General features: G+C 61.9%; 22 protein-coding genes and 1 pseudogene. 8 read left to right on the top strand and 15 right to left on the bottom strand.

Annotated features, from left to right (window positions below; all coding sequences use genetic code 11):
• Positions 1-104 precede the first annotated feature (104 nt).
• The 5 genes from AC0NIL_RS19070 to AC0NIL_RS19050 form a co-directional block, all read right to left on the bottom strand.
• Positions 105-470 (bottom strand): PRC-barrel domain-containing protein, encoded by a 366-nt coding sequence (locus AC0NIL_RS19070; protein ID WP_127369200.1) that lies wholly within the window; start codon positions 468-470, stop codon positions 105-107.
• 86 nt (positions 471-556) lie between these two features.
• Positions 557-760 (bottom strand): dodecin family protein, encoded by a 204-nt coding sequence (locus AC0NIL_RS19065; protein WP_013531476.1) that lies wholly within the window; start codon positions 758-760, stop codon positions 557-559.
• Between the two features lie 95 nt (positions 761-855).
• Positions 856-1,701, bottom strand: coding sequence for a 3-deoxy-8-phosphooctulonate synthase (gene kdsA, locus AC0NIL_RS19060; protein ID WP_013531475.1), 846 nt, complete (start codon positions 1,699-1,701; stop codon positions 856-858).
• The gene (locus tag AC0NIL_RS19055; RefSeq protein WP_024505093.1) at positions 1,698-2,585 is read right to left on the bottom strand and encodes a VOC family protein; all 888 of its coding nucleotides are present in this window, start codon (positions 2,583-2,585) and stop codon (positions 1,698-1,700) included. The genes kdsA and AC0NIL_RS19055 overlap by 4 nt, the downstream gene beginning before the upstream one ends.
• A 118-nt stretch (positions 2,586-2,703) precedes the next feature.
• Positions 2,704-2,994, bottom strand: a complete 291-nt coding sequence (locus AC0NIL_RS19050) for a Dabb family protein (protein ID WP_013531473.1) — start codon at positions 2,992-2,994, stop codon at positions 2,704-2,706.
• A 572-nt stretch (positions 2,995-3,566) separates the two neighbouring features.
• On the opposite strand from AC0NIL_RS19050, the gene AC0NIL_RS19045 reads away from it, so the two are divergent.
• Both AC0NIL_RS19045 and AC0NIL_RS19040 read left to right on the top strand, forming a co-directional pair.
• The gene (locus tag AC0NIL_RS19045; protein WP_063168054.1) at positions 3,567-4,823 is read left to right on the top strand and encodes an SAM-dependent methyltransferase; all 1,257 of its coding nucleotides are present in this window, start codon (positions 3,567-3,569) and stop codon (positions 4,821-4,823) included.
• A gap of 137 nt (positions 4,824-4,960) precedes the next feature.
• A pseudogene (locus AC0NIL_RS19040) lies at positions 4,961-5,961 on the top strand (glycerophosphodiester phosphodiesterase family protein).
• A 30-nt stretch (positions 5,962-5,991) separates the two neighbouring features.
• On the opposite strand, the gene AC0NIL_RS19035 reads toward AC0NIL_RS19040, so the two are convergent.
• Both AC0NIL_RS19035 and AC0NIL_RS19030 read right to left on the bottom strand, forming a co-directional pair.
• Entirely contained in the window at positions 5,992-7,971 is a 1,980-nt protein-coding gene (locus tag AC0NIL_RS19035; protein WP_224620884.1) for a bifunctional 2',3'-cyclic-nucleotide 2'-phosphodiesterase/3'-nucleotidase, read from the bottom strand.
• Between the two features lie 149 nt (positions 7,972-8,120).
• Positions 8,121-9,386, bottom strand: coding sequence for an NAD(P)/FAD-dependent oxidoreductase (locus tag AC0NIL_RS19030; RefSeq protein WP_013531469.1), 1,266 nt, complete (start codon positions 9,384-9,386; stop codon positions 8,121-8,123).
• 162 nt (positions 9,387-9,548) lie between these two features.
• Between AC0NIL_RS19030 and AC0NIL_RS19025 the strand changes: the two genes are divergently transcribed.
• A complete protein-coding gene (locus AC0NIL_RS19025; RefSeq protein WP_084015898.1) occupies positions 9,549-10,199 on the top strand; it encodes a 5-formyltetrahydrofolate cyclo-ligase in 651 nt (216 codons plus the stop codon).
• Here the strand turns inward: AC0NIL_RS19025 and AC0NIL_RS19020 are convergent.
• Positions 10,196-10,669, bottom strand: a complete 474-nt coding sequence (locus AC0NIL_RS19020) for an Lrp/AsnC family transcriptional regulator (protein WP_013531467.1) — start codon at positions 10,667-10,669, stop codon at positions 10,196-10,198. The genes AC0NIL_RS19025 and AC0NIL_RS19020 overlap by 4 nt on opposite strands.
• A gap of 156 nt (positions 10,670-10,825) precedes the next feature.
• Here AC0NIL_RS19020 and ald point away from each other — a divergent pair, with 156 nt between their 5' ends.
• Entirely contained in the window at positions 10,826-11,941 is a 1,116-nt protein-coding gene (gene ald, locus AC0NIL_RS19015; protein WP_023812057.1) for an alanine dehydrogenase, read from the top strand.
• Positions 11,942-12,146: 205 nt separating this feature from the next.
• Entirely contained in the window at positions 12,147-13,454 is a 1,308-nt protein-coding gene (locus AC0NIL_RS19010) for an outer membrane protein (RefSeq protein WP_063168057.1), read from the top strand.
• Between the two features lie 234 nt (positions 13,455-13,688).
• Here AC0NIL_RS19010 and AC0NIL_RS19005 read toward each other — a convergent pair whose 3' ends face one another.
• The 6 genes from AC0NIL_RS19005 to AC0NIL_RS18980 form a co-directional block, all read right to left on the bottom strand.
• Positions 13,689-14,156: a DUF1203 domain-containing protein gene (locus AC0NIL_RS19005; protein WP_275952969.1), complete on the bottom strand. Its 468-nt coding sequence runs from the start codon at positions 14,154-14,156 to the stop codon at positions 13,689-13,691.
• Between the two features lie 156 nt (positions 14,157-14,312).
• A complete protein-coding gene (locus AC0NIL_RS19000; RefSeq protein ID WP_013531463.1) occupies positions 14,313-14,870 on the bottom strand; it encodes an OmpA family protein in 558 nt (185 codons plus the stop codon).
• Positions 14,871-14,981: 111 nt separating this feature from the next.
• A complete protein-coding gene (locus AC0NIL_RS18995; RefSeq protein WP_275952968.1) occupies positions 14,982-15,545 on the bottom strand; it encodes a GNAT family N-acetyltransferase in 564 nt (187 codons plus the stop codon).
• A 5-nt stretch (positions 15,546-15,550) separates the two neighbouring features.
• Positions 15,551-16,417, bottom strand: a complete 867-nt coding sequence (sseA, locus tag AC0NIL_RS18990; protein WP_275952967.1) for a 3-mercaptopyruvate sulfurtransferase — start codon at positions 16,415-16,417, stop codon at positions 15,551-15,553.
• 38 nt (positions 16,418-16,455) lie between these two features.
• Positions 16,456-17,199 carry an alanyl-tRNA editing protein gene (locus AC0NIL_RS18985; protein ID WP_127366844.1) on the bottom strand — a complete coding sequence of 248 codons (744 nt, stop codon included), beginning with the start codon at positions 17,197-17,199 and terminating at the stop codon, positions 16,456-16,458.
• Positions 17,199-18,233, bottom strand: coding sequence for a cysteine synthase A (locus AC0NIL_RS18980; protein ID WP_064994176.1), 1,035 nt, complete (start codon positions 18,231-18,233; stop codon positions 17,199-17,201). The genes AC0NIL_RS18985 and AC0NIL_RS18980 overlap by 1 nt, the downstream gene beginning before the upstream one ends.
• 227 nt (positions 18,234-18,460) lie before the next feature.
• On the opposite strand from AC0NIL_RS18980, the gene AC0NIL_RS18975 reads away from it, so the two are divergent.
• Complete coding sequence (locus AC0NIL_RS18975) at positions 18,461-19,282, top strand: SDR family oxidoreductase (protein ID WP_024505081.1); 822 nt, start codon at positions 18,461-18,463, stop codon at positions 19,280-19,282.
• Positions 19,283-19,361: 79 nt separating this feature from the next.
• The gene (locus AC0NIL_RS18970) at positions 19,362-20,336 is read left to right on the top strand and encodes an alpha/beta hydrolase (protein ID WP_473573959.1); all 975 of its coding nucleotides are present in this window, start codon (positions 19,362-19,364) and stop codon (positions 20,334-20,336) included.
• A gap of 103 nt (positions 20,337-20,439) precedes the next feature.
• Here the strand turns inward: AC0NIL_RS18970 and AC0NIL_RS18965 are convergent, their stop codons facing one another.
• Positions 20,440-21,864, bottom strand: a complete 1,425-nt coding sequence (locus AC0NIL_RS18965) for a DEAD/DEAH box helicase (RefSeq protein ID WP_024505079.1) — start codon at positions 21,862-21,864, stop codon at positions 20,440-20,442.
• Between the two features lie 409 nt (positions 21,865-22,273).
• Here AC0NIL_RS18965 and AC0NIL_RS18960 point away from each other — a divergent pair, with 409 nt between their 5' ends.
• Positions 22,274-23,806: an acyl-CoA carboxylase subunit beta gene (locus tag AC0NIL_RS18960; protein ID WP_027028871.1), complete on the top strand. Its 1,533-nt coding sequence runs from the start codon at positions 22,274-22,276 to the stop codon at positions 23,804-23,806.
• Positions 23,807-23,818: the final 12 nt, after the last annotated feature.

Here is a 23,818-nt window from a genome sequence, read left to right as displayed (position 1 = left end):
ATCAGCAGTCGCCGCCGAAGGCGATGGCCCCCTTACACGTCAGCGAATAAGCCGGAATCCAAAGCGGCCCCGTCTCTCTCGACGGGGCCGCTTTGTCGTTGTTGTTAATGCCAGTAAGGCGTGACCTTGTAATAATTGTAGGATTCGTCGCGCGCCGCCTCGCCATCGGCACCGGTCAGTTCGTTGATCGAATAGGCCGGTGCCGCCATGAGTTGTTCCTTGGAAAACGGTACGACATAACCGCCCTTGTCCTCATCATAGTCGAGGCTTGCCCAGGGAATGGCGTGATATTTCTCGCCGATGCCAAGGAAGCCGCCAAAACCGATGACCGCGAACATGATGCCGTTCGCCATCTTGTCGAGCATCACATCCTCGATGCTGCCGATGCTCGTGCCTTCGGTGTTGTAGACCGATGTGCCGATGACCCGCGAAGCGGCGATGGCTTGGGTGTGGCCAGTCTGGGTTGCCATGATTGTGCTCCTCATTGTGGTTTCGAACCATAATTGGACAATGAGGGGCGCGGGCGAAGGTTCCCGACTTTTTCGGCGTCGCCCGATCACTCGGCGAGGATGAAGGTAACCTTCATGTTGACGCGATAAGCAACAATCTTGCCGTCCTGGACGACGATCTTCTGGTCCTGGATCCAGGCGCCCTCGACGTTCTTCAGCGTTTTGGATGCGCGCGCAATTCCCTGTTCGATGGCGTCCTGAAAGCTCTTCTTCGACGACGATGTGATTTCGGTGACGCGGGCGACAGACATGGCTTCCTCCTGCCAAAACGCTCATTTGCCGGTCGAGCGTACAGGCGGCTTGCGCCGTCCACAAGCATCGGCGGTCGACAGAGGATATCTCCGGCCTAGAGACCCTTGGCGATGCGGTCGAATGCCATCAGCCGCTCGAGTAGGGCGGGCATGTCCTTCAACGGCAGCATGTTGGGGCCGTCGGAAGAGGTCGAGTTGTCAGGATCCTGATGGGTCTCGATGAAGACGCCGGCAACGCCGACAGCGACGGCCGCGCGCGCCAGCGTCTCGACAAAACGACGTTCACCGCCCGAGGAACCGCCCTGCCCGCCCGGCTGCTGCACCGAATGGGTCGCATCGAAGATCACCGGCGCGCCGATCTCTGCCATGACAGGCAAAGCGCGCATGTCGGAGACCAGCGTGTTGTAGCCGAAAGAAGCACCGCGCTCGGTGGTCAGCACATTGGCATTGCCGGATCCGGTGATCTTGGCGACGACGTTCTTCATGTCCCAGGGGGCAAGGAACTGTCCCTTCTTCACGTTGATGACCTTGCCGGTTTTCGCCGCGGCGACCAGCATGTCGGTCTGGCGCGACAGGAAAGCCGGAATCTGCAGGACATCGACATGCGGCGCCACGATGGCGCACTGCTCCTCGGTGTGGACATCGGTCAGCACCGGGAGCGAAAATTCCTTGCGCAGTTCGTCGAAGACGGGAAGTGCCGCGTCCATGCCGGCGCCGCGCGTCGCCGACAGCGAGGTGCGGTTGGCCTTGTCGTAGCTGGTCTTGTAGACGAGGCCTATTCCGAGCCTGCCGGTCAGTTCCTTCAGCGCGCCGGCCATGTCGAAAGCGTGCTGACGCGACTCGAACTGGCACGGGCCGGCGATCAGCGACAGAGCCGCCTTGTTGTCGAAGACGACATTGCCGACAATTACCGCTGAATTGGGCGCGACGGGCTTGTTCATTTGGTCTCCCGGAAGATGAAAGCCGCGCCCTGTCCGGGTGCAGGCTGCACGACAATATCATTGCCCGCTATATCGTGTTGGATGGAATTAGCCGCAAGCAGCCTCGATGTCACATCGGCGTTCCGAACCGAAAAGACCACCGCTGCGAAGCGTAGATCTGTCGGCGCGCCGGCCGGCAGGCCAAAGCGCGCGGTGAAAGCCGCGCGGTCAAGCACGCTCAAATCTGCATTCGGCAGGGAAAACATGCCGCCCTGCCTTTCGGCGGCCGGATTGTCCACCGTGACAGAAATCAACTCATGCTGCTTTCCAGGCGCATCGCTGACCGCCAAGATCTCGACAATTCCGGTCGCGCCGTTGGCGTGGGCCTGCAAAGCCGCGCGGTCGACATCAGGCGCGTTGACCCGCTCGCAGGCAAACAGGAAGGCGTCCGTGGCTTCTGCTCCGGCCGCGAAAGCGAGCTTGAACGATGCGATGTCGCTCTTGCCGGCTGGGTCGGTGAAAGCGCGCGAAAAACCCAGCATGTCTCCCGCCGAGATGCCGGCATCGACATAGCGTGCATGGTCGGCATCGGCATTGCCCGTACCTAGAACAATGGCGGAAAACCCCTCGTCGCCGTTGCTGTCGCGATAGGCGCGATCACGCGTGACGAAGACATTGCCGTCCGCGATAGCCTTTGCCGCCACCTGCTCGTCGCCGACCGCCAGCGGTTCGAGATACGTGCCGTCGGCCAGGAAAACACAGCAGTTTTCCGTTCCGAAGGGATGGATGCCGGTCGGGGCCACGACGAAGCCAAGCGCGGCGAGCCGGGCTCGCGCCACCTCAAGGCTCTGCGTTGGCAGCACCAGGTGATCGAGCGGATGAGTGCCAGTGATGGTTCGGGTCATGCAGCCGCGATGTGCATCATTCCGCAAATCGGTTCAAGACTTGATCGCAATCCCGGCCATTTCGCCCCCGCCAGTTCACCGGACGTCGAAAAAGGCACCAGTTGGGACAAAGCCTCGATCAGCTTCCGGCAACGACATCGGCGGAATAGCGCAGTTCGCGCATCGGTTTGACCTTGCTGGTGGTCTGCGCATAGAGCGGGTGCGCCTTGTAGGCGGCCAGCGCGGCGTCATCGGCAAACTCCGCGTAGACGACCACGTCGACCTCGTCCGACAGCGGATCCACCTTGGTGTTGAGCGTGACCTCGAACAGGCTGGAATGAGGAATGTTGCCGAGCGCCAGCAAGCCGGTGCGCACAGCCTCGACATCCTCTTTTCGCCGCGCGCTGAAGAAAACGATATGCCGGATCAACCCCGCCTCCTCGATCAAAATGCTGGGGTCTTTTGTGACGGCAGGACGTTGGCGTCAATCGACTAGGATGTCGCGGCTGCCGCCACTGGAGTTAAGCTCTGCCGGTAACATATCGCACAACATGGCTAAGCTCTCTCACTGTTGTGTCGAGATAGCGGCCCTGATTGTACATGCCATCCCAGATCAGGAAAAACGCGATGGCGGCAATGACGATTACATAACGCATGGCTAGATCTATCGCACGAGCAATTCTGCGACCATAGGCGTTTTTTGCGCGCTCGGCCTTTGCTGTGCAAAAAAGCGGATTCTCGCTGGCGCAAGCATTCCGCGTGGCACAGCCCCGCTTGCGGCCTGCCTCTTGAAGTTTCGCCGCATGACGTGGAAGATCGCCGCAGGGATTCACTGGGAAGCGCTAAAGCTCTGGTAAAAGAGCGCGTGTTTCATTCGAGCCCGCCCGTCACTGAGCCGGTCAGCGCCCGGGACCGGCAACGGCGTTCGAAGCTGGCGAATGATCCAAGAGAACCGTGGCTCGGCAATCTGCCCCGACACCGCGGAAATCCAGGGGGCACGAGATGGCACAAAAGGAACTTTTTGGCGCAGCATTGAGCGACGCGGTCAGGCTCGATGAGTTCAATTTCGCCGAGATTGTCAAAGGTCTGCCGGCGAAAGCGCGCATGGTGCTGTCGGCGGCGATGAACCTGCCGCGCGGTTCGCTCAAGGTGAGGCTGCCGGACGGCCGCGCCGTCCTCGTCGGCGGCAAGGGACCTGGCCCAGATGCCGAACTGGTGCTGAAGAATTGGCGCTTGCCCGGCCGCGCCTTTTCCGGCGGCACGATCGGCGTAGCCGAATCCTACATGGACGGCGATTGGGAAAGCCCTGATGTGACCAGCTTCCTGGAGCTGTTCGTGGTCAATTCGGTCATTGGCGAGCGTATCGCGGGCGGCACCAGTTGGCTGATCAACACCGTCCAGCGCATCCGCCACTGGTTCAACCAGAACACCCGCACCGGTTCGAAGCGCAATATCTCGGCGCATTACGACCTCGGCAACGCCTTTTACAAGCAATGGCTCGATCCGAGCATGACCTATTCGTCGGCGCTCTACACGACCGGAGCCAACGACCTGGAAAGCGCCCAGGCCGCCAAATATCGCGCGCTGGCGAAAGACACAGGGATCGGCCCGAAGGACCATGTGCTGGAAATCGGCTGTGGCTGGGGTGGCTTCGCCGAATTCGCCGCACGCGAGATCGGCTGCCGCGTCACCGGGCTGACGATCAGCCGCGAGCAGCACGATTTTGCAACGGCTCGCATCGCCAAGGCTGGCCTTGCCGAAAAGGTCGACATCAAGCTGCAGGACTATCGCGACGAAACCGGCACCTATGACCGCATCGCCTCGATCGAGATGTTCGAGGCGGTCGGCGAGAAATACTGGCCGGTGTTTTTCGGCAAGATGAAGGCTTGCCTGAGACCCGGCGGCACCGCCGGCCTGCAGATCATCACCATCAACGAAGCCGCCTACGACACCTATCGCGCAAGGCCGGATTTCATCCAGCGCTATGTTTTCCCGGGTGGCATGCTGCCGACACCGTCGATCCTGAAGACACTGGGCAAGGATCATGGCCTTGCCCATCTGCGCGAGCGCGTGTTTCCGGATGACTATGCGCGCACGCTTGCCGAATGGCGCCACCGGTTCTGGGCGTCATGGGAGAAGATCGTCCCGCTCGGCTTCGACGACCGCTTCAAGAAGCTCTGGGAGTTCTACCTGCACTATTGCGAGGCCGGATTCCGCGCCAGCTACATCGACGTGCGCCAGGTGGTCTACAAGGCGTAAGTCGACACGTTCTTCGATTTCATTGCCGCCGACCAGGCGATATCGAGGATGATCTCGATGTCGCCGCCCGGTCGCCGTCAAAAAGTCCGATCGCAAAGCAGGATGCCGCGCAGGACGGACGAATCGGAAATCACTTGATGCGCAAACGGACGATCTTCTTCGGCATCATTGTTGTCGCCGCGGCGGGCATCTGGCTCAACAACACCTCGCTGTTGTCGAGCCGCCCCGCCGGCAAGCCGGAAGTGCTTGCCCATCGCGGCCTTGCCCAGGACTACGCACGGGAAGGCATGACGGGTGAGACGTGCACGGCCAGTCGCATGTTGCCGCCGCGCCATGCCTACCTCGAAAACACGATCCCCTCGATGGAAGCAGCCTTCGCGCTGGACGCTGACGCGCTCGAACTGGATGTTCACCCGACGACAGACGGCAATTTCGCCGTCTTCCACGACTGGACGCTGGATTGCCGCACGGAAGGCAAGGAGAAACACGCAACCATTCCATGGCCGAGTTGAAGACCCTCGATGTCGGCTATGGCTATACGGCGGATGGCGGCAAGACCTTTCCGTTTCGCGGCAAGGGTATCGGCATGATGCCGTCGCTGGATGAGGTTCTGGCGCACTTCCCGGCCCGCCGCTTCAACATCAACGTCAAGAGCAACGATCCGGGCGAAGGCGAAAAGCTGGCCGCACGGCTTGCCATGCTATCGCCGAACGAGCGCTTCTATCTCTCGGTCTATGGCGGCGACAAGCCGATTGCCGCAGTCAAGGCAGCACTGCCAGACATGCATACGCTGAGCCGCGCGTCGCTGACGCAATGCATTCTGCGCTATGCCGCGCTTGGCTGGAGCGGCTATGTTCCAGATGCCTGCCGAAAAGGTACCTTGCTCATTCCCGTCAACATCGCGAAATGGATGTGGGGTTGGCCGAACCGGTTTCTCGATCGCATGCAAGGCGTCGACAGCCGCGTCTATCTGCTCGGCCCGTACACCGGCGGCGACTTTTCGCAAGGGCTGGACGATCCCGAACAGATCAAGCAGCTGCCGAACGGTTATTCCGGCGGCATTTCCACCGATGCGCTGGATCTCGTCATGCCTGACATCAAGGAACGTTTCACCCAGCCGGCTCAATCCACGCCATAAGGCCGGGACTCGAGCCGACCCGAACCACCTTCAAAGCAGGATGCGGTATTTCGCGAAACCTGCCTCGCCCTCGCCTGCCGGCTCGATCTTCAGCGATTTCAGCTGCGCAATGAAATCCTTCGCCTTGGCGCCGGTTTCGAACACGGCGCTGGTTCCAGGCAGCGGCGCGAACGACCAGTTGTCGTCCGCGGACGGGTTGATTGTACCCTCGCTGACGATGTAGCGGACGATGACGTCGCGATTGGTGTCCGGCGCTTCATAGATGATCTTCGAGGCATTGATGTCAGGGAAATTGCCGCCGCCACCGGCCCGGTAGTTGTTGGTCGCGACGACGAATTTCTGTTTGGGGTCAATTGGTTTTCCATCGAAACTCAGGTCGACGATGCGATTGACGCCGGCGTTAGCCAGCCCGCCCTTGGCATCGTATTTCGGCGGCTGCGACAGGTCTATTTTATAGGTGACGCCGTCGATGACGTCGAAATTGTAGGATGGGAAGTCGGTGTTGATGAGGGCCTGGTCGGCCTTCCCTGGCTCGATCCGGTTGAAGATCCCGGCCGACATTTCCAGCCATTCCTTGACCTGCGCACCGGTGATTTCGACCGCACGCACGGTGTTGGGATAGAGATAGAGGTCGGCGACGTTCTTGATGGCGATATCGCCGGCGGGCACGTCGGTATAGTAGTCGGCGCCGTTGCGCCCGCCGGCCTTGAACGGAGCGGCCGCCGACAGCAGCGGCACATCCTTCCATTGCGTGTTCTTCAGAATATCCCTGAGGTACCAGGTCTGCGCCTGGCTGACGACCTGCACCGACGGATCGTCGGCGACCAGCGCGAAATAGGAATAGAGCGGCGCGGAGGTCTTGCCAACGGGGCGGCGCACATAGGCCAGTGTTGCCTGGTGGTCCTGCTCAAGGGCCGCGATGATGCGCTTGTCGTCCGGGACAGTCGGTTTATTCTTGTTGTCGACGCGTTCGAAGATCGGCCGCGCCTCGGAAGTGGCGGAAACGACCTTCCATTTCGACCCGTCACGCTCCAGCATCAGGTCGATCAGCCCCATATGCGAGCCCCAGAAACCGCCCATGACGGCGGGTTTGCCCTGCAGCGTGCCTTTTTGCGTGTCGACACCATCGAGCGACTGGAAATCCTTCTTGCCGGGGAACACCAGATGCTGGTGCCCGGTGAACACCGCGTCGATGCCGGCGACGCCGGCGACGAAGAACGAGGCGTTCTCCATCATGTCGCCGTGCTTCACGTCGATGCCGGAATGCGACAGCGCAATGACTATGTCGGCGCCCGCCTCCTTCATCTGCGGCACCCAGGCCTTGGCCGCCTCGACGATGTCGCGCGTCTTGACGTTGCCTTCGAGGTTCTTGAGATCCCAGACCATGATCTGCGGCGGCACGAAGCCGATGATGCCGATCCTGATCGGCTGCTCGGCGCCCGAACCGTCCTTGATCTTCTTGTCGAGGATGACATAGGGCTTGAGATAGAGCTTGTCGTCGCGCGGGTTCGCGGCAAGCTCGGTGCCGCGGATCAGATTGGCGCAGACGAAGGGAAAATTGGCGCCGGCCAGCACCTTGTCCAGGAACGACAGGCCATAGTTGAACTCGTGGTTGCCCAGCGTCGAGCACTCGTAGCCGAGCAGGTTCATACCCTTCATGATCGGATGCAGGTCGCCGTCCTTCAGACCTTTTTCATAGGCGATGTAGTCGCCCATCGGGTTGCCCTGCAGCAGGTCGCCATTGTCGATCAGCATCGAATTCACGGCTTCCTTGCGCACGGCGTCGATCAGGGAGGCCGTGCGCGACAAGCCCAGCGTGTCGTTCGCTTTGTCGGCGTAATAATCGTAAGGCAGCACGTTCACATGGATGTCGGTGGTCTCCATGATCCGGAGATGCGCCTGGTTGGCCTGTGCGCGAGCGGAGAAGGGATGAAGCACGATCAGCGCCCCTGTAGCTGCGGTGCCAGCGAGGAAATCGCGGCGGGAGACGGGATGGAGCAGTTGCGACATGTTTTCTCCTCATCGACAACGTGACACGCCCTGCCCCGAAGCGAACTTCGCGCCGAAATCGGCTCAAGTCCATTCAAGAAGTTGCGTGCATCGGAAGGTCAGTCGACCAGCAACAGATGACGTGCGGATGAACGGTGCCGGTGAAGAAATCAGCCCTTGTCGTCGTCGCCCTGGGTGATCAGCCGCGCGCTGCGTTGCCCCGTCGCGTAGATCCATAGCCAGCTCAGCGAAACAGCAAGCCGGTTGCGAAAGCCGATCAGGAAATAGATGTGGGCCACTCCCCACAGCCACCAGGCGAGCCAGCCGGTGAGCTTGATCCAGCCGAAATCGATGGCGGCGGCGCGTTTGCCGATCGTCGCCAGATCGCCGGCATGCCTGTAGTGGAAAGGACGCGCGGTCGTGTCGCCGCCGAGCCTGGCCTTGATGGTAGCCGCAACATGTCGGCCCTCCTGCTTGGCGGAAGGCGCCACGCCGGGAACCGGCCGCCCGTCTGGCCGCAGCACATGAGCGGCGTCGCCGATGACGAAGATCTCCGGGCTGCCAGGCACACTTAGATCGGGCTCGACCAGCACCCTGCCCGCGCGGTCCGCCTTCGCTCCCAGCCATTCAGCGGCTGGCGAAGCGGCAACGCCGGCTGCCCACAGGATCGTTCGGGCGGCCAGTTGCTTATCGCCAAACACGACACCTTCGGCGTCGCAGCGCGTGACGGCCCGCCCGAGCTCGACCGTCACGCCGAGCCGCTCGAGCGCTTTGTTGGCGTAGTCGGAAAGTTTCGGTGCGAAATTGGCCAGAATGCGGTCGCCGGCCTCGATCAGCACCACGCGCGTCTGCCGCGTGTCGATGTTGCGGAACTCGCCGCGCAGCGTGTCATGCGCCAGCTCGACGATGGTGCCGGCAAGCTCGACGCCGGTCGGCCCGCCACCGACGATCGCAATTGTCAGCAGCGCCTGGCGCTTGGCGGGATCAGCCTCCCGCTCGGCCTGTTCGAAGGCCAGGAGAATTCGCCGCCGAATGGTGGTGGCGTCCTCCAGCGTCTTCAGGCCAGGCGCGAACGGCTCCCATTCGTCATGGCCGAAATAGGCGTGGCGGGCACCGGTGGCGAGCAGCAGCGTGTCGTAGGCGACCGCGCTGCCGTCGTCGAGCAGCACGCGCTTGCCGGCGCGGTCGACACCGGTGACATTGGCGAGCAGCGTCGTCACATCCTTGCGCTTGCGCAGGAGGTGGCGGATCGGCCAGGCAACCTCGGAGGTGGCCAGCGCCGTCGTCGCCACCTGGTAGAGCAACGGCTGGAAGAGGTGATGGTTGCGCTTGTCGATCATGGTGATGCGCACGGGAGCGCCGGCAAGCGCACGGGTGAACTCAAGGCCGCCGAAACCCGCGCCGACAACGACGACATGATGCCTGGCTTCGTTCATTCCGTTCACCTTGATAGCAAGATTGCCTGCCTGCATGTAGGTATTTTTGTGCAATGCAACAACAGATGGCCAGTGCCCGAGACTCGTCGTTGCATGTCGTGAATGCACATGTTGTATCGTATCGCGAGGTATAGCGTCATCGAACACGCGATGAGGTGAGGCATGGCCAACGATCGTGACGACGATGCTCCGGCGCAGTATTCTTCGCCGCCCTGTTTCATGCACGAACTCGATACGGAATTCCGTGCGCCTTCGAGCGACTGGACCGATGTGAGACGCTGGCGCAAGGCTGAGCGCGAACGCCTGATCGCCGCGCGTCTTGCTGTTTCGGCCGACGCGCGAACGGTAATGTCGCAACGCATCGCCGATGGCCTCGACGCGGTAATCGGCGAGATCGCCGGCCGCATGGTCAGTCTCTACTGGCCGTTTCGCGGCGAGCCGGATTTGCGGCCTTGGATGGCGTCCATAAACGAACGCGGCGGCCGCACCGCCCTGCCCATCGTCATCGAGAAGGGGCAGCCGCTGATCTTCCGCGCCTACAAAGCAGGCGACCGGCTGGAGAAAGGTGTCTGGAACATCCCGATCCCGGCCGAGGGCGATCCGGTGCTGCCGGACATCGTCATCTCGCCGATCGTCGGCATCGATCCCCTGAACTACCGCCTGGGTTATGGCGGCGGTTTCTTCGACCGTACGCTGGCAGCGATGCCATTCAAGCCACTGGTCATCGGCGTCGGCTACGAGCTGCAGCGCATCGCGACCATCTACCCGCAGCCGCACGACATTCCGATGGATCGGGTGGTAACGGAGGCCTAGGCCATTTCCGGCTTCATGCCCATGGCGGTCCTGTCGACGATTTCGCGTAGCGCAAAGGACGAATTGATCTTGGTCACATGCGGCATCGCCGACAGCCATTCCTTGTGGATGCGCTCATAGTCGACGAGATCCTTCGCCGCGATCCGCAGGATGTAGTCGTATTCGCCCGACATCAGGTGACAGGACAGCACGTTCGGGCAGCGCTTGATCGCCGCCTCGAAATCCGACAGCGTCTTCTCGAACTGCCCCGACAGCGATATGTGCACGATCGCCGTCATCTGGTGGCCAAGTGCCGCATTGGAAAGCCGGGCGTGGTAGCCGCGAATGGTTCCGGATTTCTCCAGATTGTCGAGCCGGCGCGAACAGGCCGACTGCGACAGGCCGACCTTCTCGGCCAGCGCCGCATTGGGTATCCTGCCATCCTTCTGCAAAGCCTCGAGAATGGCGATATCAATCCTGTCGAGCGGCATTATTCGTGAATCCTGCGAACATCTTGCTGTTTCGCGCAACGATTATCGAAACCGGTCGGTGGGCGCAAGCGCATTCGCAAACACCTGCGCAACGATTCGTGGTTCACTCCAGCCATACAGGGAACGAGCCCAGAAGGGCCGGATCAGGAGAAGAAAATGCGCGTCGGCTGCCCCAAGGAAATCAAGAACCACGAATACCGCGTCGGCCTCACCCCCGGCTCGGTCCGCGAATATGTCGCCCATGGCCACGAAGTGCTGGTCGAGACCGGGGCCGGTGCCGGCATCGGCGCCGATGACAACGCCTATCGCGCCGCCGGCGCCACGATTGCCAAGACGGCCGCCGAGGTGTTCGCCAGGTCGGACATGATCGTCAAGGTCAAGGAGCCGCAGCCCAGCGAATGGGCGCAGCTTCGCGAAGGCCAGATCCTGTATACCTACCTCCACCTTGCTCCGGATCCGGAGCAGACCAAGGGCCTGCTTGCGTCCGGCGTAACGGCAATCGCCTACGAGACCGTGACCGACGACCGTGGCGGCCTGCCGCTGCTGGCGCCGATGTCGGAAGTTGCCGGACGCCTGTCGATCCAGGCCGGCGCCACGGCGCTGCAGAAGGCCAATGGCGGCCGCGGCGTGCTGCTGGGCGGCGTGCCCGGCGTGCTGCCCGGCAAGGTCACCGTTCTCGGCGGTGGCGTCGTCGGCCTGCACGCGGCCAGGATGGCGGCGGGCCTTGGCGCCGACGTCACCATCATCGACCGCTCGATCCCGCGCCTGCGCCAGCTCGACGATCTCTTCGCCGGCCGCGTCCACACTCGTTACTCGACTGTCGAGGCGCTGGAAGAAGAGTGTTTTTCAGCCGACATCGTCGTCGGCGCAGTGCTGATCCCGGGTGCCGCGGCGCCAAAACTGGTTTCGCGCGAAATGCTGTCGGGCATGAAGAAAGGCTCGGTGCTGGTCGATGTCGCCATCGACCAGGGCGGCTGCTTCGAGACCTCGCACGCCACCACCCATGCCGAGCCGACCTATGAGGTCGACGGCGTCATCCACTATTGCGTCGCCAACATGCCGGGTGCCGTGCCCGTCACGTCGGCCCACGCGCTCAACAACGCGACGCTTCACTACGGCCTGCAGCTCGCCGACAAGGGCCTCAAGGCGCTGGTCGACGATCATCACCTGCGCAACGGCCTCAATGTCCACAAGGGCAAGATCACCAACCGCGCAGTCGCCGAGGCGCTCGGCTACGAACTGGTCGAGCCGAAAGCGGTACTCGCCGCCTGATTTTCGCGAAAACAGCTCCTTTCAATCCAGCCCGCCGGTTCCATGCCGGCGGGTTTTTTCTTGCGAGCCTGTTTTTCAGGCAAAGCATGGCACCGAAAGATGTGACGCAACGGCACTTTGCTCATCATTGTTGCATATTTGTCATTCCCGTGCCGGCCGGTTCCCTGCTAGAGACATTCTGGGTTTACTCATGGGGTACGGGCATATGTTCATTCGCACATCCGCGAAATCTTTTCTTCTTGGTGCTGTTTCTGCTGTGGCTTTGATATCTGCTGCTCATGCAGCAGACGTCGTGCAGCCGGTAGAAGAAGCTGCCGGCTTTAACTGGAGCGGTCTATACGTTGGTTTTGGCGTCGGCGCCGGTGCCAACGTACACAAGCTCAGCAGCGATTTTATTCCAGTCTCGCTGAACGGCATTGGTGGCGAAGGCGTCTACGGTGAGCTGACGGTTGGCTATGACTATATGGTCGCGCCGCGGTTCCTCATCGGAGGTCTGCTGGACGCTCACGTCGGCAACATCGGGACCACGCTGGACATTACGGGATTCGACGCTTCGATCAAGGAAACCTACGGTTTCGACGCTGGCCTGCGTCTCGGCTACCTCTTGACGCCAAACACTCTGGGATACGTGCTGGGTGGCTATTCCTGGCAGAAGTACAAGCTCGATACGAACGCTGGCTTCGACTTTGATTGGGATCAGAGCGGGTATTTTGTCGGAGGTGGCATCGAAACGGCCATCAACAGCAATTGGACGATCAAGACTGAGTATCGCTATACGGGCTTCGGGACCAAGGACGATCTTCTTTCCGAGGCTGGCATCGTCGGGGTTCCGGACGGTCTCCTCAATCTTGACACCTCGCGCCATACTTTCCAGATCGCAGCCAATTACCGTTTCGGTGCCCAGAACGGCGGCGGTGCTGCCTTCGAGACGCCAGCCTACAACTGGACCGGCTTCTATATCGGCGGCGCTGGTGGTGCCGGTGCGTCCGTGCACCAGATCAACGTTCCGCCGCTCGGCGACCTGGAATTCAATGGTCTCGGTGGCGAAGGTGCCTTTGGTGAACTGAACGTCGGCTACGATCATGACTTCGGCAGCTGGGTCGCAGGCGTCATGGTCGATGCACGCTACTCCGGCATGACTTCCAAGCTGGATCTCGGCGGCGGATCGATCAACGTCGATACCGACTATGGGTTCGATGTGTTGGGCCGCGTTGGCATGAAGATGAACGAATCGACCCTTGCCTATGCGCTTGCCGGCTATAGCTGGCAGCATTTCGACCTGAACGCTTCCGACCCGATCGGCGACATCCTCGACTGGGGCTCCAGCGGCTTCTCGGTCGGTGGCGGACTGGAAACGGCTCTGTCCAGCAACGTCACCGTTGGCCTCGAATATCGCTATTCGCAGTTCGCCAAGAAGGACTTTTCTTCGGAATTCGGCGCACCTGACGACACCCTTACCTCGACTTCCTCTTTCCACACCGTGCGCCTCGGCGCGAAGTACAAGTTCAACTAAAAGGCCCTCCAGCCAAACAGTTGCAGCCCGTCGGCCATGCCGGCGGGCTTTTTTCTTGCGTGGAATACGTCTGCTCCAAACGCAGGCAACAAAAAAGCGGAGCCAAAGCCCCGCTTCCTCGATGTCGAGATTTGCCGCCGGTTCATCCGCGGTCGGCAAATCGATCGACAATGGCTTTCTATCGCGACTATGCGACGGGAGTACGACAGCTGTTTCCAGCGGCTAATCTCAGCCTCAAGCGCGCTCGATGCGGCACTGGTAGCAATTGTTGCGCGCCGAGCGGACATGGACGTAGGCGATCTCGTCGCGTTCCAACAAGGTCTTGGCCCGCCTGGTGATGTCTCCGGTCGGGACCACGCCGCCGCTGCCATAGACGATACGGTCATCCCTGCCATAGCCGCGCACGATGTAGTCGGGGCTGTCGAGAATCTCGGGCAGCGCCTCGCTCTCGGCAGCGCGGTCGCATGCCTCGGCATGCAGGAAGATCGGCCCGGTTTCGGCATAAGGCTGAAGCTCCGGGAATGGCCTGTATGCCAGAACAAGATAGGCATCGCCGGCTCCTATGTTCTTCAAACAATGCCGGCAAGGCATGCCGTCACCATCTGAGACCTTTCGCTCGGGCGTTTGGCCATAGGCATCGACGCCACCACGCTGCAGCGTCCTGACAGCTTCGGTCGGCAAAGCTTTGAACTGGATGGTCATGGAAAAATCTCCGGTGTCGTGATTGGAAATTATGTCCTTGAACCCTCGCCGCCCACCCGATTCCTGCCAAATGTCGAAAAGCCGATCGCCCTCGGCGATCGGCTCTCATCAGGTTCCTGTCAAAGGCGCCGGCTAATTAAAATTCGGAGCTGCGACTCAACGGATGAAATCGTCGAAGCGGCGCAGCGTCACCCGGCGATTCTGCCAGTTTTCGTTCTGCGTCTGCACCAGCAAAAACTCCTCACCGTAACCAACGGTTTCCAGTGCATGGCCGGGCACCCTAAATTCGCGCACCAATGTGCGCTTGAGCGAAGCGGCGCGTTGTTCGGACAGGGCCTGGTTCGACTGGAAGGAGCCGACGGCGTCGGTATGGCCCTCGATCAGCACGCGGGCGCCGGGATCGCGGCGCAGGATTCGCCGCAGCGCGTCGGCAATAGTCTCGATCTTGTCGTATTGCGAGTTGGCAATAGCCGCCGAACCGAAGGCGAAGTTGATCGACTGGATATCGATCGAGCGGGCCATGCGGCGCAAATCCGGGCGCCGCTTGAATTCCCGGATGGTGACGCGCTCGTTCGGCCGCAATTTGACACGCGGTGCCGCCTCGAGCTTCCGCTCGATCGTCGCGGCCGAAGGCGTTGTCGCCTGGGCTGCGGCCAGGCTTGGCATGGCAATCGCCGCGATCAGCGCGGCGGCAAGTGTACGGCGGGTCAGCATGTCTTCGTCTCCTTCGGCCTTGGCCGCATTGATGGTGCGGGCAACATGCCAAAAGCAGCCTGAAGGGCCGATGAACGACAGGTTCAGAGTCGGGCTGGTGTCAGCTTCCAGCTAGAGCCGCATGACGCTGGCCGCGCGCTCGGCGAAAGGCAGCGGATGCACGATTTCCTTCTTTTGCGCCACCGGTGCAAAGCCGAGCTTCTGGTAAAGCGGCAGAGCCGCCGGATGATCGAGCGTGCAGGTCTGCACCGTCACGCGCTTCGGACCATGCGACCAGGCGGCTGCGATCGCGGAACCCAGGAACCAGCGGCCGATGCCTTGTCCCGTCGCATGTTCCATCATGCCGAAATAGGCGAGCTCGACTTCTTCCGGCAGATGCGGCTTGAGATCGAAGAAGCCGGCGGGTGCGCCGTCGAGATAAAGGACCCTGATGTCGCGATCCTCGCGATGAATGCCGGCGGCAAGCTCGTCGTCATCCAGCCTCAGCACATTGACCCAGTGCCATTTGCGCCCCACCCGGTCCATCAGATAGCGGTAGAAATGCAGCGGAATGTCCTTGGTCTTCAGCAGCGCGATCTGACGGTTGTAGGGCACCGGCGGCGAATAGGCCGGCGGCACATGCATCTCGAGAAACGTCACCGTGACGTCAATATCTTCCAGCGCGCCGTTTTCCATCGTCTTCATTCCTTGCCGATCACAACGGGGCCGGTCACGACAGGCGTGTCGGAAAGCCCGCCCCACTCCGTCCATGAGCCGTCGTAAAGCCTGTTGTTGGCATGGCCAAGCGTTTCCAGCGCCAGCGTCACCACCGCTGCGGTAATACCGGAGCCGCATGAGGTGACGACAGGTTTCGACAGATCGATGCCGGCCTCCTCGATCGCCTTGCGCAGGCGGTCCTTCGACAGCAGCTCGCCATTTTCCGACAGCGCCGAATAGGGCAGATTGCGCGCGCCAGGCATATGGCCGGAGCGGATACCCGCGCGCGGCTCAGGTTCAGTGCCGGTGAAGCGGCCCGGTCCCCGGGCGTCGGCGATCTGGCTTGCCCTGGTGTCGACGATCCGGCGCATGTCGGCGAGGCTGGCGACGCGCCCGGAGTCGAAATCGGCATGAAACACGTTTGGCGCGATCTTCGTCGGCTCAGCCGTCACCGGTCTGCCGGCGGCTTTCCAGCCATCGAAGCCGCCATCCAGAATATAGGTCTGGAAGACGCCCATGACCCTGAACATCCACCACGCCCGGGGCGCCGAGAAGAAGCCCGGACCATCGTAGACGACGATGGTGTCATCGGCCGAAACGCCCATGGCGCCGACATACTGGGCAAAATGCTGCGGTGACGGCAGCGTATGCGGCAAGGGCGAATCCGGATCCGAAACGGCATCCTGATCCAGAAATCGTGCGCCCGGGATGTGGGCCGAATCGTACTCGCCGCGCGCATCGCGCTTCTGCGCCGGGAGATACCAGGATGCGTCGATGATCGTCAGGCCCGGCTGGCCGAGACGTTGCTGCAGCCAGTCTGCGTCGACGGTGAAGGGGCTGTCCTCGGCCATTTTGTGCTCCTGCTCGCCTTTTGGCGATCACTGTCTGTTCAGTTTGCCGGCATCGGCCCAAAGCGGATGCGGAAGCGCCGGTTTTCACGGCCCTTCTTCTCGATCTTGCCGATGTGGATTTCGCCGACTTCGCCAGTGCTCTTCACATGGGTGCCGCCGCAGGGCTGGCTGTCCACCGAGGCGTTGTCACCGATACAGACCAGGCGGATCTTGCCGGTGCCGGCCGGCGGCCGAACGTTCTTGGATTTCACCAGGCCGGGATTGGCGGCCAGTTCCTCGTCACTGATCAGCCTGACAAAGATCGGATGATCGGCCCGCACCAGCTCCATCAGCCCGGCGGTGATGTCCTCCTTGGTGAAGCCGGCATCCGGAGCGTCGAAGTCGACACGGCTGTCGTCCTCGGAAACGGCGGCACCGGTGATTGGAAACGGACAGACGACGGTGAGCAAATGGCAAGCCGCATGCATCCGCATCAGGAGATGCCGGCGTTCCCAGTCGATGGCCAGCCTCACCGTCTCGCCGACCTGTGGCACCGCTTGCTCAGGCGCCGGCACATGGATGATCTCGTCCTTGGTCTCGCCGGTGAGGGTAGCGGCAATGGCGATGCGGCTGCCGTCCGCGCGTTCGAGATAACCGGTATCGCCCGGTTGGCCGCCCGAAGTGGCGTAGAAGATCGTCCGGTCGAGGATGATGCCGCCGCGGTCGTTGACGGCAACGACTGTCGCATCCGCCGTCCGCAGATAGGCGTCGTCGCGAAACAGGGCATCCGTCCTGTTTGCCATCACGCGACCTTTTCGAACGGCACCGAAATTGTGCTCTTCAGCTCCATCCAGCCTGGCACCGGCAGTTGCTTCTCGCGCAGGAATTCCGGGTTGAACAGTTTTGACTGATAGCGCGTGCCGTAGTCACAAAGAATGGTCACGATGGTGTGGCCGGGACCCAATTCCCTGGCCAGGCGGATCGCGCCGGCAATGTTGATGCCGGTCGAGCCACCGACGCAAAGCCCCTCTTCCTGGATCAGGTCGAAGACGATCGGCAGCGCATCCTCATCGGGGATCTGGAAGGAAAAGTCCGGCGTGAACCCTTCGAGATTGGCGGTGATGCGCCCCTGCCCGATGCCTTCGGTGATCGAGCTGCCTTCGGACTTCAGCTCGCCGCTGGTGTAGAAGGAGTAGAGCGCGGCCCCCAGAGGGTCGGCCAGCGCGATCTTCACATCCTTGCTTTTCGCCTTCAGCCCAAAGGCGACGCCGGCCAGCGTGCCGCCGGAACCGACCGCCGAGACAAAGCCATCGACCTTGCCCCCGGTCTGGCTCCAGATTTCCTCCGCTGTGGTGCGGATATGGCCGTCACGGTTGGCAACATTGTCGAACTGGTTGGCCCAGATGGCGCCGTTCGGCTCGGTCCGCGCCAGTTGCTCGGCCAGCCGCCCCGACAGTTTCACATAATTGTTGGGGTTCTTGTAGGGCACGGCAGGCACTTCGATCAGTTCGGCACCGAGCAGCTTGATCGTGTCCTTCTTCTCCTGGCTCTGTGTGTCGGGAATGACGATGACGGTGCGATAGCCGAGCGCCTTGGCGACCAGCGTCAGCCCGATGCCGGTATTGCCCGCCGTTCCCTCGACGACGACGCCGCCGGGCCTCAGCAGCCCACGCTGCTCGGCGTCGCGGATGATGAACAGGCCGGCGCGATCCTTGACCGACTGGCCCGGATTCATGAATTCGGCCTTGCCCAGGATCTCGCAACCGGTTTGTTCCGAAGCTTTGTTGAGGCGGATCAAAGGCGTGTTGCCGATTGCGTCGATCACAGAACGGGGCATTCAGGATTCCTTGTGTAGGTGCGCCGAAACCCTAGAAACCCGAAGCTGCAGTTTCAAGGCAAGAATTTGTCTGGTCCAGTCGCATTTGCGGTACTGTAGTTGCGTCAGCGCTTCCCGAAACCGACCTCTTGCACCACAGCTCATTTTCCGGCTGACGTTGAAAAGCAGCTTTTCATTCGATTTCTTCATCGCTAGAGCAAAGCACCAACAAGTCGACAGGGCGCAGCATGACACTCTACCGGGCCAACCCGAAGCACGGCGTCGCCTGGATCACGGGCGGATCGAGCGGCATCGGCCGTGCCTTGGCCAGGGATCTTGCTTCCCAAGGCTATGCCGTCGCGGTGACGGCGCTCGACGACGATCCGATCGACACGCTTGTCGTCGAGACCGCGCAGATGCCGGGCAGCGTCACGGCCTTTCCCTGCGACGTCACCGACGAGCCGCGCATGGCAAGGACCGTCGCTGCCATCGAGAAGGAGCTCGGTCCCATCGTGCTCGCAATCTTCAATGCAGGGAATTACATTTCGACGCCGGGGGAGAATCTTGTCGTCAACGACTTTCGCCGGTCCTTCGAGGTCAATTATTTCGGCATCATCAACGGTCTCGTGCCGGCGGTCGAACGCATGCGTGTGCGGGCGCGCGGCCATGTCGTGCTGGTCGGCTCCGTGACATCCTATTTCGGCTGGCCGACAACGGCCGCCTATGGTGGCACCAAGGCGGCCATCAATATCCTGGCCGAGTCGCTGAAGTATGATTTCGACAAGATGAACGTGCGTATCCAGGTGTTCAATCCTGGCTTCATCGACACCCCGCTGACCGAGAAGAACATGCTGCCGATGCCGGGACTGATGCCGGTCAGCCGCGCATCGCGCCGCATGGCGCGGGGCATCAAGTCGGGCGGCTTCGAAGTCCATTTCCCGCGCCGGACAAGCTGGCCGCTGAAACTGCTCGCCCTGCTGCCGAGGCCGCTGTGCAGAGGGTTTATCAGCCTGATGACCAGTTGGAAGGCGCGGCCTCTGCATTACGACCGCAAGCCGCCGATCGAATAGGACGCCTGCGAAATTGGCAGGCTACCCGTTTTCGGGCCGCCGTCGCCATGGTTGAGACAAGTGCCGCGTGGAGTCTGCGATGGGGCGACGGATCGTGCTTGCTGTGCTGGGCCTTATTGCCGTTCTCGCACTGGCCTTCGTGTTCGGCCCGCGCGTTCGCGTCGACACCACGATCCGTTTCGATCCCTCGCTCATCGGCGACGATCCGCAGGCCTATGTGGCAAAGGCGGAAGCCGCCATCCCCGGAATCCGAGACGGGCTGGAGAAGGAGATCGTCTGGGCCGATCCGTTGGTGCATGCCAGGACCCCGCTATCGATCGTCTACATCCACGGCTTTTCCGCATCGAAGGGCGAGGTCCGCCCGCTGCCTGACGAAGTGGCGGAACAGCTTGACGCCAATCTCTTCTACACACGCCTTACCGGTCATGGGCAGGATGGCGCGGCGATGACGCAAGGCAGCATCAATGACTGGATCAACGACTATGAGGAGGCGCTCGCCATCGGCCGGGCGATCGGCGACAAGGTGATCGTCATCTCGACTTCGACCGGCGGCTCGCTGGCGGTCTGGGCGGCAACGCAGCCCGGTGCGTCGGACGGGGTGGCGGCGATTGCGTTCATCTCCCCGAACTTCGGCGTCAAGGCTTCGGGCGCCGAGATCCTGACCATGCCGTGGGGCAAACAAATCGCCAGGCTGGTCGCCGGCAAGGAACATAGCTTCGTGCCGCGCAACGCGCTGAATGAAAAATTCTGGACCACCCGCTATCCGATCGAAGCAACCTTGCCGATGCAGGCGCTGACCGAGCTTGCCTATGGCGCGCCGGTGGAGAAGGCGACCGTCCCTGCTTTGTTCATCTTTTCTGATTCGGACAAAGTGGTGCGGGCCGACCGCAGCCGCGAGATTGCCGGGCGCTGGGGCGCGCCGCATGAATTGGTTCCGGTCGACGACACTGGCGACCCGGACAATCACGTCATTGCCGGCGACGCGCTGTCGCCGTCGACCACGGCGTTTCTGGCGCAAAGGATCGCCGTCTGGATCGAAGCGGTGGTGAAGTAGGCCGACGAAAAGGGGCGACCGAAGCATCGCTTCGGCCGCCCTTTTCTTGTTTCGTCTCGGCAATCAGCCAGCCGAAGCTTGACTGACTGCAGCGCGGTCTGGCTTACGCGGCCCGCGCAGCCGGACGCTTACCGCCGAAGCGGCGCTTGTTGTTGCCCTTGAAGGCCGGCTTGGCGCCGTCCGGCTTGCGCTCGCCGGCGAAGGCCGGCTTGTCGCCGAAGCGCTTCTTGCCAAAGCCGTTGCCCTTGTTCTCGCCACCGGGCCGCCTGCCGTCGCGACGGCCATTGCGGTCGTTGCGGTCATTGGCCGGCTCGAAGCGCTCGTTCTTTTCTGCCGGATTGCGCAGCGGATCGGGGCTGCCGAGATGGTCGGCAACGATCGGCAGCTTGGTGCGGATGATGCGCTCGACCTGGCGCAGCTTGCTGTTCTCGGAAGGATCGCAAAGCGTGATCGCGATGCCGTCCATGCCGTTGCGGCCGGTACGGCCGATGCGGTGGACGTAGCTCTCGGCTTCATCCGGCAGATCGAAATTCACGACATGGCTGATGCCGGGTACGTCGATGCCGCGCGCCGCGATGTCGGTCGCCACCAGAATGCGCACCGAGCCGTCGCGGAAATCGTTCAGCGCTTTCTGGCGGGCGTTCTGCGACTTGTTGCCGTGAATGACGGCGGCCTTGAAGCCATCGCGCTCGAGGTCCTTGGTCACCCTGTCGGCACCATGCTTGGTGCGCGAGAAGATGATGACGGACTTCATCGCCTCATCGGCGAGCATCGTCGACAGCACCTGGCGCTTCTGCTTGGTGCGGGCAAAGACGACGCCTTGCACGATCTCGGCCGCTGCCGTGCTTTGCGGCGCGACTTCGACGCGGATCGGGTTCTTCAGCAGGCCCTTGGCCAGTTCGGCGATTTCATTGGGCATGGTCGCCGAGAACAGCACCGTCTGACGATCGGGCGCGGTCGCCTTGGCGATGCGCTTGACGTCGTTGATGAAGCCCATGTCGAGCATGCGGTCGCCCTCGTCGAGCACCAGCCATTTGGTGTCGGCAAGCATGAGGTCGCCCTCACGCACCAAGTCGGTCAACCGGCCGGGCGTTGCGATCAGGATATCGACGCCGGGCGCAACCTTCTTCACCTGGCTGAAGCGCGAGACGCCGCCAAGCACGAGCGCGGTCGAGACATGCGCGCCCTTGGCGAGGATCTTGATCGTGTCCTCGATCTGCACGGCGAGTTCGCGCGTCGGCGCCAGGATAAGCGCACGCGCCGTCTTCGGCCGGCGCTTGGTGCCGAGTGCGATGATCTTCGACAGGATCGGCAGAGCGAAGGCCGCGGTCTTGCCGGAGCCGGTCTGGGCGATGCCGAAAATGTCACGGCCTTCCATCTGCGGCGGGATCGCCTGCGCCTGGATAGGCTTCGGCTCGGTGAAGCCGGCGTTGTGGGTGGCCTTGAGCAGCGCGCCCGTAATACCCAGTGCCGCGAAACCGGTGAGTTCCGCAGTGTTGCTACCGGGCAAAGTGTTTTCGTTGGTCAAAATAATCTTCTTTCACGCGGCTTCTGGCCGCAAACATCGATGGCGGCAGGGCGCAACCTGCCGTCGAACAAATTTTCATGAAACGACAAGGCGGGCGGACGGGTTCGTCCACTCGGCTGCGCTGTCGTGCCCGCAGGCATCATGCCACGGGGCTTTTTCGCCGCTTTGTGATTTACCGGAAAAAGGGCCGATATACCGGAAAGAGGGAAAACAGACGCAACCAGTCTCATTCGTCGAGAAGGCCGGATAAGTCCCGGCCCAAGCGCCTATGCCGCCGCATATGGCCCAGTTCGCCACCAAATGCAAGGGGCGTCATGCTGCAGCGCAGCAAAATCCACGGAGCAAGCGGCGCTTGCGCTCGCTTGCCGGCACGATTACCACGAAATGCCGCTGGCTTGGGAGGTAATCGATGAAGGACGTGCTGAAGGAACTCGAGCGCCGCCGCGAGATCGCCCGCATGGGTGGTGGCCAGGCCCGCATCGATGCCCAGCACAAGAAGGGCAAGCTCACCGCGCGCGAACGCATCGAAGTCTTTCTCGACGAGGGCTCTTTCGAGGAATTCGACATGTATGTCGAACACCGCTCGACCGACTTCGGCATGGAGAAGACCAAGATCGCCGGCGACGGCGTCGTCACCGGCTGGGGCACGGTCAACGGCCGCCCGGTCTATCTCTTCGCCAAGGATTTCACCGTGTTCGGCGGCTCGCTGTCGGAAGCGCATGCCGAGAAGGTCATCAAGGTACAGGAGATGGCGCTGCGCAACCGGGCGCCGATCATCGGCCTCTACGATGCCGGCGGCGCGCGCATCCAGGAAGGCGTCGCGGCACTCGGCGGCTACGCCGAGATCTTTCAACGCAACGTGCTGGCCTCAGGCGTCATCCCGCAGATTTCCGTGATCATGGGACCGTGCGCCGGCGGCGACGTCTATTCGCCTGCCATGACCGATTTCATCTTCATGGTGCGCGACACCTCCTACATGTTCGTCACCGGGCCGGATGTGGTGAAGACCGTGACCAACGAGACGGTGACCGCCGAGAGTCTCGGCGGCGCTTCCGTCCACACGACGAAATCCTCGATCGCCGACGGCGCCTATGACAATGACGTCGAGGCGCTGCTGCAGATGCGCCGGCTGGTCGACCTGCTGCCGGCTTCCAACACATCGGAGCTTCCCGAGATCGAATGCTACCAGTCGGTCACCGACCATGATTTGTCGCTCGACCGGCTGATTCCCGATAACGCCAACAAGCCCTACGACATCAAGGAGCTGATCCTGAAGGTCGCCGACGAAGGCGACTTCTTCGAGATCCAGCAGAGTTTTGCCAAGAACATCGTCACCGGTTTCGGACGCGTCGAGGGCCGCACGGTCGGCTTCGTCGCCAATCAGCCGATGGTGCTGGCCGGCGTGCTCGATTCCGATGCCAGCCGCAAGGCAGCGCGCTTCGTGCGCTTCTGCGACTGTTTTTCGATCCCGATCGTCACCTTCGTCGATGTCCCCGGCTTCCTGCCGGGCACGGCGCAGGAATATGGCGGGCTGATCAAGCATGGTGCGAAACTCCTGTTCGCTTATGCCGAGGCCACTGTGCCGAAGATCACCGTCATCACCCGCAAAGCCTATGGCGGCGCCTATGACGTGATGGCCTCAAAACATCTGCGCGGCGACATGAATTATGCCTGGCCAACGGCGCAGATCGCGGTGATGGGCGCCAGAGGCGCGGTCGAGATCATCTACCGCAAGGACATCGGTGACGCCGAAAAGATCGCAGCTCATACAAAGGCTTACGAGGATCGCTTCCTGTCACCCTTCGTCGCTGCCGAGCGCGGCTATGTCGATGAGGTGATCATGCCGCATTCGACCCGCCGCCGCATCGCCCGGGCGCTGCGCATGCTGCGCAACAAAGACATGCAGAACCCCTGGAAGAAGCACGACAACATCCCGCTGTGAGGCGCCGGCAAC

The organism is Mesorhizobium sp. WSM1343 (genome assembly GCF_055901535.1).
This window is presented reverse-complemented; position numbering and strand designations above follow the sequence as displayed.

What these genes read in the sequence shown, in the direction of transcription:
- AC0NIL_RS18975 (WP_024505081.1), top strand. Translation starts at nt 18,461, where the DNA reads ATGACACTCTACCGGGCCAACCCGAAGCACGGCGTCGCCTGGATCACG.
- kdsA (WP_013531475.1), bottom strand. Translation starts at nt 1,701, where the DNA reads ATGAACAAGCCCGTCGCGCCCAATTCAGCGGTAATTGTCGGCAATGTC.
- AC0NIL_RS18980 (WP_064994176.1), bottom strand. Translation starts at nt 18,233, where the DNA reads ATGCCCCGTTCTGTGATCGACGCAATCGGCAACACGCCTTTGATCCGC.
- AC0NIL_RS19055 (WP_024505093.1), bottom strand. Translation starts at nt 2,585, where the DNA reads ATGACCCGAACCATCACTGGCACTCATCCGCTCGATCACCTGGTGCTG.
- AC0NIL_RS19005 (WP_275952969.1), bottom strand. Translation starts at nt 14,156, where the DNA reads ATGACCATCCAGTTCAAAGCTTTGCCGACCGAAGCTGTCAGGACGCTG.
- AC0NIL_RS18985 (WP_127366844.1), bottom strand. Translation starts at nt 17,199, where the DNA reads ATGGCAAACAGGACGGATGCCCTGTTTCGCGACGACGCCTATCTGCGG.
- AC0NIL_RS19000 (WP_013531463.1), bottom strand. Translation starts at nt 14,870, where the DNA reads ATGCTGACCCGCCGTACACTTGCCGCCGCGCTGATCGCGGCGATTGCC.
- AC0NIL_RS19020 (WP_013531467.1), bottom strand. Translation starts at nt 10,669, where the DNA reads ATGCCGCTCGACAGGATTGATATCGCCATTCTCGAGGCTTTGCAGAAG.
- AC0NIL_RS19070 (WP_127369200.1), bottom strand. Translation starts at nt 470, where the DNA reads ATGGCAACCCAGACTGGCCACACCCAAGCCATCGCCGCTTCGCGGGTC.
- AC0NIL_RS19030 (WP_013531469.1), bottom strand. Translation starts at nt 9,386, where the DNA reads ATGAACGAAGCCAGGCATCATGTCGTCGTTGTCGGCGCGGGTTTCGGC.
- AC0NIL_RS19010 (WP_063168057.1), top strand. Translation starts at nt 12,147, where the DNA reads ATGTTCATTCGCACATCCGCGAAATCTTTTCTTCTTGGTGCTGTTTCT.
- AC0NIL_RS19065 (WP_013531476.1), bottom strand. Translation starts at nt 760, where the DNA reads ATGTCTGTCGCCCGCGTCACCGAAATCACATCGTCGTCGAAGAAGAGC.
- ald (WP_023812057.1), top strand. Translation starts at nt 10,826, where the DNA reads ATGCGCGTCGGCTGCCCCAAGGAAATCAAGAACCACGAATACCGCGTC.
- sseA (WP_275952967.1), bottom strand. Translation starts at nt 16,417, where the DNA reads ATGGCCGAGGACAGCCCCTTCACCGTCGACGCAGACTGGCTGCAGCAA.
- AC0NIL_RS19045 (WP_063168054.1), top strand. Translation starts at nt 3,567, where the DNA reads ATGGCACAAAAGGAACTTTTTGGCGCAGCATTGAGCGACGCGGTCAGG.
- AC0NIL_RS18970 (WP_473573959.1), top strand. Translation starts at nt 19,362, where the DNA reads ATGGGGCGACGGATCGTGCTTGCTGTGCTGGGCCTTATTGCCGTTCTC.
- AC0NIL_RS18995 (WP_275952968.1), bottom strand. Translation starts at nt 15,545, where the DNA reads ATGGAAAACGGCGCGCTGGAAGATATTGACGTCACGGTGACGTTTCTC.
- AC0NIL_RS19035 (WP_224620884.1), bottom strand. Translation starts at nt 7,971, where the DNA reads ATGTCGCAACTGCTCCATCCCGTCTCCCGCCGCGATTTCCTCGCTGGC.
- AC0NIL_RS19025 (WP_084015898.1), top strand. Translation starts at nt 9,549, where the DNA reads ATGGCCAACGATCGTGACGACGATGCTCCGGCGCAGTATTCTTCGCCG.
- AC0NIL_RS18960 (WP_027028871.1), top strand. Translation starts at nt 22,274, where the DNA reads ATGAAGGACGTGCTGAAGGAACTCGAGCGCCGCCGCGAGATCGCCCGC.